Source organism: Methylibium rhizosphaerae, from assembly GCF_006386545.1.
In the GTDB taxonomy this organism is placed as follows: domain Bacteria; phylum Pseudomonadota; class Gammaproteobacteria; order Burkholderiales; family Burkholderiaceae_C; genus Pseudorivibacter; species Pseudorivibacter rhizosphaerae.
Genome location: NZ_SWAR01000073.1, coordinates 1 through 7,623 on the forward strand (window position 1 = coordinate 1; position 7,623 = coordinate 7,623).

9 protein-coding genes are annotated in these 7,623 nt (G+C 65.5%); 7 read left to right on the forward strand and 2 right to left on the reverse strand.

Annotation, left to right across the window (positions count from 1 at the left end):
* Together E8D38_RS26850 and E8D38_RS26855 are read right to left on the reverse strand one after the other, a co-directional pair.
* Positions 1-238 (reverse strand): flagellin N-terminal helical domain-containing protein (locus tag E8D38_RS26850; RefSeq protein ID WP_484209559.1); only part of this gene is annotated, 238 nt, incomplete at its 3' end.
* A gap of 225 nt (positions 239-463) precedes the next feature.
* Positions 464-1,939 (reverse strand): flagellin N-terminal helical domain-containing protein, encoded by a 1,476-nt coding sequence (locus E8D38_RS26855; RefSeq protein ID WP_140637348.1) that lies wholly within the window; start codon positions 1,937-1,939, stop codon positions 464-466.
* A 660-nt stretch (positions 1,940-2,599) separates the two neighbouring features.
* Between E8D38_RS26855 and flhD the strand changes: the two genes are divergently transcribed.
* From flhD to E8D38_RS26890, 7 genes are all read left to right on the forward strand, one after another.
* A complete protein-coding gene (flhD, locus tag E8D38_RS26860) occupies positions 2,600-2,923 on the forward strand; it encodes a flagellar transcriptional regulator FlhD (protein WP_140637349.1) in 324 nt (107 codons plus the stop codon).
* A 34-nt stretch (positions 2,924-2,957) separates the two neighbouring features.
* A complete protein-coding gene (gene flhC, locus E8D38_RS26865; RefSeq protein ID WP_140637350.1) occupies positions 2,958-3,494 on the forward strand; it encodes a flagellar transcriptional regulator FlhC in 537 nt (178 codons plus the stop codon).
* A gap of 253 nt (positions 3,495-3,747) precedes the next feature.
* Positions 3,748-4,608: a flagellar motor stator protein MotA gene (gene motA / locus E8D38_RS26870; protein WP_140637351.1), complete on the forward strand. Its 861-nt coding sequence runs from the start codon at positions 3,748-3,750 to the stop codon at positions 4,606-4,608.
* A gap of 36 nt (positions 4,609-4,644) precedes the next feature.
* Positions 4,645-5,577: a flagellar motor protein MotB gene (motB, locus tag E8D38_RS26875; protein WP_140637352.1), complete on the forward strand. Its 933-nt coding sequence runs from the start codon at positions 4,645-4,647 to the stop codon at positions 5,575-5,577.
* A 54-nt stretch (positions 5,578-5,631) separates the two neighbouring features.
* The gene (cheY, locus tag E8D38_RS26880) at positions 5,632-6,021 is read left to right on the forward strand and encodes a chemotaxis response regulator CheY (protein WP_140637353.1); all 390 of its coding nucleotides are present in this window, start codon (positions 5,632-5,634) and stop codon (positions 6,019-6,021) included.
* Positions 6,022-6,047: 26 nt separating this feature from the next.
* Positions 6,048-6,680 (forward strand): protein phosphatase CheZ, encoded by a 633-nt coding sequence (locus tag E8D38_RS26885; RefSeq protein WP_140637354.1) that lies wholly within the window; start codon positions 6,048-6,050, stop codon positions 6,678-6,680.
* A 143-nt stretch (positions 6,681-6,823) separates the two neighbouring features.
* Complete coding sequence (locus tag E8D38_RS26890; RefSeq protein WP_140637355.1) at positions 6,824-7,339, forward strand: hypothetical protein; 516 nt, start codon at positions 6,824-6,826, stop codon at positions 7,337-7,339.
* The last annotated feature ends 284 nt before the right edge of the window (positions 7,340-7,623 follow it).

A 7,623-nucleotide genomic window follows, 5' to 3' on the forward strand; every position in this document is an offset into this window, starting at 1 on the left:
CTTCGGTGGTCTGGGCCAGCGAGATGCCGTCGTTGGCGTTGCGCGCTGCCTGGTTCAGGCCGCGGATCTGCGAGGTGAAGCGCTCGGAAATGGCCAGGCCGGCGGCATCGTCCTTGGCGCTGTCGATGCGCAGGCCCGAAGACAGGCGCGAGATCGCGGTGCGGAGGCTGGCTTGCGTCCTGGCGGCATGGCGCTGCGCCATGAGCGATGCCGGGTTGGTGTTGATGGACGAGCCCACGTGACGATTCTTCTTCCCTGTTGTGTAGGGGTTTTCGGCCAATGCCGGCCGCGGTTGACCGGCGCAAGCCCACTGTTACAGCGACACCACCCGAACACCAAAGGAAAAAGCCCCGCGACCCAAAGGTCGCGGGGCTGTCCCGCGTGGCCCCGCGGATCCGGCTCTGCCGGTCCGCTGGGGCCGTCCCCTTGAGGGGGAGCGCCGGAAGGCGCTACGGGGGTGGGCTCAACGCAACAGGGAGAGAACGCCCTGCGGCAGCTGGTTGGCCTGGGCGATCATCGCCGTGCCGGCCTGCTGCAGCACCTGGGCGCGCGACAGGGCGGCTGTTTCCTTGGCGAAGTCGGCATCCTGGATGCGGCTGCGCGAGGCGGACAGGTTCTCGCTGGTGGTCTGCAGGTTGGCGATCGTGGTTTCGAAGCGCGACTGCAGGGCGCCCAGCTTGGCGCGTTCGCTGTTGATGAAGGTCAGCGCCGAGTCCACCGTCTTCAGGGCCTCGCTGGCCTTGGCGAAGGTCGACACGTCGAGGTCGGACACCTTGTTCAGCGTGGAGGCGCCGTCGGCGAACGCGTCGGTGGCCACGGCCGTCGAGTTGTCGATCGCGAAGGACTTGTCGGAGTCCAGCGTGATGTAGCCGCTCGTCAGCGTGTTTTCAGCCGTGGTGTCGGCGGCCAGCGTGGACGCGGCACCGACGAAGTTGCCGTCGGAGTCGAGCTTGCGCACCGTCACGGCGCCGGCGTTGGCCACGGTCGTGTCAGCCACGCGGATGTCGTTGCCGGTGGCGCTGGTGAGCACCACGGCCGTGCCGGCGGTGTTCAGCGCGGCGGTCACGCCGGTCTTCGAGGTCTGCTCGTTGATGGCGGCCACGGCAGCCGACAAGCCGTCGGCGGTGGCGGCGGCCGACAGCGTGAAGGCCACGGTCTGGTCGGTGCCGTTGTCCGAACGCAGGTTCAGCGAGTACGAACCGGCCGCACCGAAAGCCAGGTTGACCTCGGTGCGAGCGGTGGCGGTCACGCCGGTGTCGCCCCTGACCGCGTTGATGTTGGCGGCGATGTCCTTGGCGGTCTGGTTGGCGGCCACGGTCACGGCCTTGCTGCCCAGCGAACCGTTGATCGTCAGGGTGGCACCCGTCACGCCGTTGGAACCCCAGGCTGCGGCAGCGGTGGCGGAGCCATCGGCCTTGATCTGGTTGTTGCCGTAGACGCTGGTGCGCACGTTGGCGGTGGTGGCGGTGATGGTCTGGTTGGCGTTGGCGCCGACCTGGAACTGCTGGGTGCCGAACGTGCCGTCGAGCAGCTTCTGGCCGTTGAACTCGGTCGTGGTGGAGATGCGGTCGAGCTCGGAGACCAGCTGGGAGACTTCCTGCTGCAGGGCCTGGCGGTCGCTGGCGCTGTTGGAGGCGTTGGCCGACTGCACGGCCAGTTCACGCACCCGCTGCAGGATGCCGCCGGCGGCCTGGAGCGCGCCTTCAGCGGTCTGGGCCAGCGAGATGCCGTCGTTGGCGTTGCGCGCTGCCTGGTTCAGGCCGCGGATCTGCGAGGTGAAGCGCTCGGAAATGGCCAGGCCGGCGGCGTCGTCCTTGGCGCTGTTGATGCGCAGGCCCGAAGACAGGCGGGAAATCGCCGTGTTCAGGTCGTTCTGAGTCTTCGACGCGTTGCGCTGCGCCGTCAGCGACGAGATGTTGGTGTTGATGGTCATGCCCATGATGAAAACCTTTCAGTCTTTCCGTAGAAGGTGACTCCCGGCAAGAGCGCCGGCATTGCCAAAGCTGGGGGACGCCCGTCCTGCCAGCCGTGCCTGCCTCGGTGCTTGTTGTCCGCATCGTTTCGCTGTGGGCGATGTGACGTGAACCTTCGGCGCCTCTTCAGGCTGCGCCCGGCGACAGTCATGGGATGCAAGACAGGAAGTGCGGGAGGGTTGCCACTCTTGTCGTTCCATCCGCCGGCTACTCCGGACCACGGTTTCGATTGCTCGTCGCCGTTGGGTGGTTATCGGGCCGGCTCTGAAAAAACTTTAGGGCTGTTTGTCAAGCAGCAACTGCGTGAAGTAGTTGCGCGGCGGCCCGGACTCGACACGCCAACGGAGATTTATCGGCCGTCCACCGCAGGACTTGAGGCCTCCGATTTGCAACAAGGGGCGCGGAAGGGGGCGAGGGTGAAGCCGTGAAATAGCTGGCATTTCCAGCACTCCTGTAGGAATTTGCCTGACACCGGGTGCAGGAAAAGAAGGACTCAAGGCACAGAACGCAACTGATGTTGTCGGGCTGTATCGGCTTCTAAAGTTCGCTTCACGGTGAAAGCGAAAGCAGCACCCGGAAAACAAGCCAGATCCACCGAACGAATCACGAGACCTAGGAGCCACTGCATGAACGCCGACCAGATCCTGATGGAAATCCGCGAAGCCAACCTCTCGTACCTGATGCTGGCGCAGAGCCTGATCCGCGCCGACCGCGAGCAGGCCCTGTTCCGCCTGGGCATCTCGGAAGAAACCGCCGATCTGATCAACGTGCTGAGCCCCGCCCAGATGATGAAGGTCGCCTCCGGCAACACGCTGCTGTGCCGCATGCGCGTCGACGACGACATGGTGTGGGGCCTGCTGACCAACCATGGCAAGTCGGCCGCCAACGACAGCGTGGCCCGCCTGCACGCCAGCATCCTGATGGCCGGCCGCCACCAGGAAGCAGCCTGAACCTCCCGCGACCTACCAGATTGTTGGAACTGACATGCGCACCAAGAGCATCCTCACCGAAGCCAAGCAGATCGAACGTGCCGTCACGCTGATTCAGCTGGGCGCCCGCCTGCAGGTGCTGGAGTCGGAAACCGACCTGTCCTACGAGCGCCTGCTGCGCCTCTACAAGGAGGTCTCGGGCAAGTCGCCGTCGAAAGGCCAGCTCCCCTTCTCGACCGACTGGTTCATGACCTGGCAGCCGAACATCCATGCCTCGCTGTTCCTCAACATCCACGAGTACCTGAATAAGGTGGCCGAGATGGACGAGATCGACGTGGTGATCAAGGCCTACCGCCTCTACCTCGAGCAGACCCAGGCCCAGGGCCTGGAAGCGCTGCTGTCCGTCACCCGCGCCTGGCGCCTCGTGAAGTTCGTCGACAACGGCATGCTGACCATGACCCCGTGCAACAAGTGCGGCGGCCACTTCGTCACGCACCCGCACGAAACCGCCAAACATTTCACCTGCGGCCTGTGCAACCCGCCCGCCCGTGCCGGCAAGGGCAAGGCCGCCGGCGCCATCCAGATGCATTGAGCCTGACCGGTTTTTTCATGTGAGTCTCCTCCTGGCACCTCTTTGGTGAGTGCTTTGCACGGGTCCTTCGGGACCCGTTTTTCTTTTGGCGGGCCGCCGCGGTTTGGACACCTGGAACACCGCTGTTCCGCCGATCGCAGGGAGCGCCCGCGATCCAAACTCAAGTCACCTCGCCCGGCGCCGATAAGAGCAGCAAAGTTTTCGCGGCCGCGCATCGGCTGCTCTCCCCGGGCAGGGATCTGAAAGAACACAGATGTTCGTCATCATTGGATTCGTTGTGGCGCTTGGCTGCGTGTTCGGCGTGTTCGTCGTGCACGGAGGCAATATCAGCGTCGTGTTGAAGGCACTGCCGTTCGAGATGATCACCATCATGGGCGCGGCCGTGGGTGCCTTCATTGCCACCAACCAGCCCAAGGTGCTCAAGGGCGCGGTGGCGGGCCTGGCTTCGTGCTTCAAGGGCTCGAAGTACAGCAAGGCACGCTACATGGAGCTGATGGCGCTGCTGTACGACCTGCTGCAGAAGGCCCGCAAGGAAGGCCTCATGTCCATCGAGAAGGACGTGGAGGAGCCGCACAACTCGCCGCTGTTCAAGAAGTACTCCACCGTGGGCAGCGACCACCACGTGGTCGAGTTCATCACCGACTACCTGCGCATGATGGTCTCGGGCAACCTCAACGCCCACGAGATCGAGAGCCTCATGGACAGCGAGATCGACACCCACCACCACGAGGCTCACCAGCCGGCCGCTGCACTGCAGCGCCTGGCCGGCGGCCTGCCGGCCTTCGGTATCGTGGCGGCGGTGCTGGGCGTGGTGAACACCATGGGCTCGGTGGGCCAGCCGCCCGCGGTGCTGGGCGGCATGATCGGCTCGGCGCTGGTGGGCACCTTTCTCGGCATCCTGCTGTCGTACGGCATCTTCGAGCCGCTGGCCGGCCTGCTGGAACAGAAGATCGACGAGGGCACCAAGGAACTGCAGTGCATCAAGACCACGCTGCTGGCCTCGATGCAGGGTTATGCGCCGCAGATCGCGGTGGAGTTCGGCCGCAAGGTGCTGTATTCGACCGAGCGCCCGAGCTTCAGCGAGCTCGAAGGCCACGTCAAAGGCAAGAAATGAGCTGGCTCGCCCGCGTAGCGACTTCGGGGGACGGCCATGGCCGGTGACGCGAAGAAGCTCCAGCCGATCATCGTCAAGAAGATCAAGAAGGGCGGCCATGCCCACCACGGCGGCGCCTGGAAGATCGCCTATGCCGACTTCGTGACGGCGATGATGGCCTTCTTCCTGCTGATGTGGCTGCTGGGCTCCACCACCGAGGGAGACCGCAAGGGCATCCAGGACTACTTCAACAGTCCGCTCAAGGTGAGCATGAGCGGCGGCAGCGGCGCCGGCGATGCCAACTCCCTCATCAAGGGGGGCGGTACCGACCTCACCAAGGCCTCGGGGCAGCTCAAGCGCGCCACCAACGAGTCCGACAAGAACAAGCCCTACGACCCCAACGAGGTGCGCAAGCTGCAGGCGGCCGCCGAAGCCGAACGGCTCAAGTCGCTCAAGCAGAAGGTCGAGATGGTGCTGGCCGCCGACCCGCGCTGGAAGGAGTTCCAGTCGCAGGTGCGGCTCGACCTCACCCGGGACGGCCTGCGCATCCAGATCGTCGATGACCAGAACCGGCCGATGTTCGACAGCGGGTCGGCCGTGGTGAAGCCCTACATGCGCGACCTGCTGCGCTCCATCGGCGCCATGCTGACCGAGGTGCCCAACAAGCTCACGCTCGAAGGCCACACCGATGCCCAGCCCTTCAGCTCGGGCGAGCGCGGCTACAGCAACTGGGAGCTGTCGGCCGACCGGGCCAACGCCTCCCGTCGCGAGCTGCTCGCCGGCGGGCTGGCCGACACCAAGGTGCTGCGCGTGCAGGGCCTGGCCGCCAGCGTGCCGTTCCAGCGCGACAACCCGTTCGATCCGGTGAACCGGCGCATCAGCATCATCGTGATGAACCGCGACGCGGAAGACCGCTTCTTCGGCACCATGCCCGAGGTCACGGTGGGCGCCGACGCGGCCGCCTCAAGTCCGGCCGCGGTGTTCCGATAAAGCACCAGACTTTCCATTAACCCTCTGCCTGCCTGCCAACGAGGTTTATCCAACATGAGCACAGCCGACCTCAAGTTCCTGATCGTCGACGACTTCTCCACGATGCGCCGCATCGTTCGCGGCCTTCTGAAGGAAATGGGCTGCAACAACGCCGAAGAAGCGGAAGACGGCGTGGTGGCGCTGAACATGCTGCGCACCACCAAGTTCGACTTCGTGGTGAGCGACATCAACATGCCGAACATGAACGGCTTCGAGCTGCTCAAGAGCATCAAGGCCGACGAAAGCCTGAAGCACCTGCCGGTGCTCATGGTCACGGCCGAAGCCCGCAAGGAGGACATCGTCCTGGCGGCACAGTCCGGCGCGGCCGGCTACATCGTCAAGCCCTTCACCAAAGCGACGCTCGAGGAGAAGGTACAGAAGATCATGCAGAAGATCGCGGCTTGATTGACCCGGACGACGGAAGGCACAACATGAAAATGGACGAACTCGCGAACCTCGCGCCGCAGATGGCCGCGCAAGCGTCGCCGGAAATCTTCCAGCAGCTGGGCACCATCACGCGCCAGCTGCACGACACGCTGGAGCAGCTGGGCGTGATGCCCAAGCTGCAGGTGGCCGCCGACAACCTGCCAGATGCGCGCAGCCGGCTGAACTACATCGCCATCAAGACGGCCGACGCCGCCAACAAGGTGCTGAACCTGGTGGACTCGGCCAAGGCCGAGCATGAGCACATCGCCAGCGAAACCCGCCGCATGGCGGCCGCCATCGTGGCCGACCCGGTGAAGGCGGTGGCCTCGGGCGCGGTGATGAACTTCGTGGGCGACGTGGAGGCGAGCACCAAGCGCATCGACAGCCACCTCACCGACATCATGATGGCGCAGGACTTCCACGACCTGACCGGCCAGGTGGTGGCCAAGGTGGTCACGCTGGCCACCGAGCTGGAAGACAGCCTGGTCAAGCTGCTGGTGCAGGCGGCGCCGCCGGAGCAGGCGCACAAGGTGGAGGCGCAGCTGCTGAACGGCCCGGTGGTCAACCCCGAAGGCCGCACCGACGTGGTGACCAACCAGGGCGAAGTGGACGACCTGCTGGCGAGCCTGGGGTTCTAGTCGGGCTACGGCCCAACGAGAACGGCGACCGCGAGGTCGCCGTTCTCGTTGGGGCTTCGCTTTCGTGCGGAGCGGTTCGCCGTGTTGAGCTTCGTGCCGGGCCGCATGGCCACACTGGCGCCATCAGCAGGAGAACACTCGCCATGGTGCTCAACGACGTACTGACGATCGCCGCCGCCAGCGCAACGGTGGCTGCCGGCGTCCAGTGGTGGATCGGCCGCGGCATCCACCGCCGCACGGTCGCCGCCCTCAGGAACCGCCACACGCTGGCGCAGCAGGAGGCGGCGGAGCTGCTTTCGCAATGCCGGCGTCAGATCGCCCAGCTCAAGGGCGAACTCGATGCTTCGGCGCAGAAGGCCATCCAGGTCCGCGAGGCCGCCCTGAAGGTGCTGGCAAACCGCCCGTCCCGACAGGAAGACGAGCTGGCGGCGGCGCGTGCCGGGACCGACAGCGACGGCTTCGCCGACACGGTGCAGCTCGACGACGGCTTCGGCCGCCACGGCTTCGCCCGCACCACGATGATGGAAGACATGCGCCCCGGCTACGGTCGCGGCTTCGCCGAGACGACGGTGGAAGACATGCTGCGCCTGCCGCCGAACCGGCCGCGGGCGGCGCTCGTGACGCCGAGACAGTTCGCCTGGGAAGGCGTCGCGGTCTAGGGCCTGTTAACGCTATTTGAAGCCTCACGTGACCCAGGAAACGGGCGCCATCAAGGCGCAAAGCGGAAGCGGGGTCACTCCCCCGCTGAGCATTTGCAACGCGGAGGGCGCCCGTTTCCTGGGATCACCCGCAGGGCTTGGGTCCCTGGGGGCGCATGCCGTCGTTGCCGCCTCGTTGTGTGCAGTGAGCACACCGCCTTATGCGGCTCATGGGTGGCTGGCGGTTGAGCGCGGAGTGTGGCCGATGCCAGTTGTAGCGATGCAGGAAGGGCTGCAAGGCGGCC

What these genes read in the sequence shown, in the direction of transcription:
- flhC (WP_140637350.1), top strand. Translation starts at nt 2,958, where the DNA reads ATGCGCACCAAGAGCATCCTCACCGAAGCCAAGCAGATCGAACGTGCC.
- cheY (WP_140637353.1), top strand. Translation starts at nt 5,632, where the DNA reads ATGAGCACAGCCGACCTCAAGTTCCTGATCGTCGACGACTTCTCCACG.
- E8D38_RS26890 (WP_140637355.1), top strand. Translation starts at nt 6,824, where the DNA reads ATGGTGCTCAACGACGTACTGACGATCGCCGCCGCCAGCGCAACGGTG.
- flhD (WP_140637349.1), top strand. Translation starts at nt 2,600, where the DNA reads ATGAACGCCGACCAGATCCTGATGGAAATCCGCGAAGCCAACCTCTCG.
- E8D38_RS26885 (WP_140637354.1), top strand. Translation starts at nt 6,048, where the DNA reads ATGAAAATGGACGAACTCGCGAACCTCGCGCCGCAGATGGCCGCGCAA.
- motB (WP_140637352.1), top strand. Translation starts at nt 4,645, where the DNA reads ATGGCCGGTGACGCGAAGAAGCTCCAGCCGATCATCGTCAAGAAGATC.
- E8D38_RS26855 (WP_140637348.1), bottom strand. Translation starts at nt 1,939, where the DNA reads ATGGGCATGACCATCAACACCAACATCTCGTCGCTGACGGCGCAGCGC.
- motA (WP_140637351.1), top strand. Translation starts at nt 3,748, where the DNA reads ATGTTCGTCATCATTGGATTCGTTGTGGCGCTTGGCTGCGTGTTCGGC.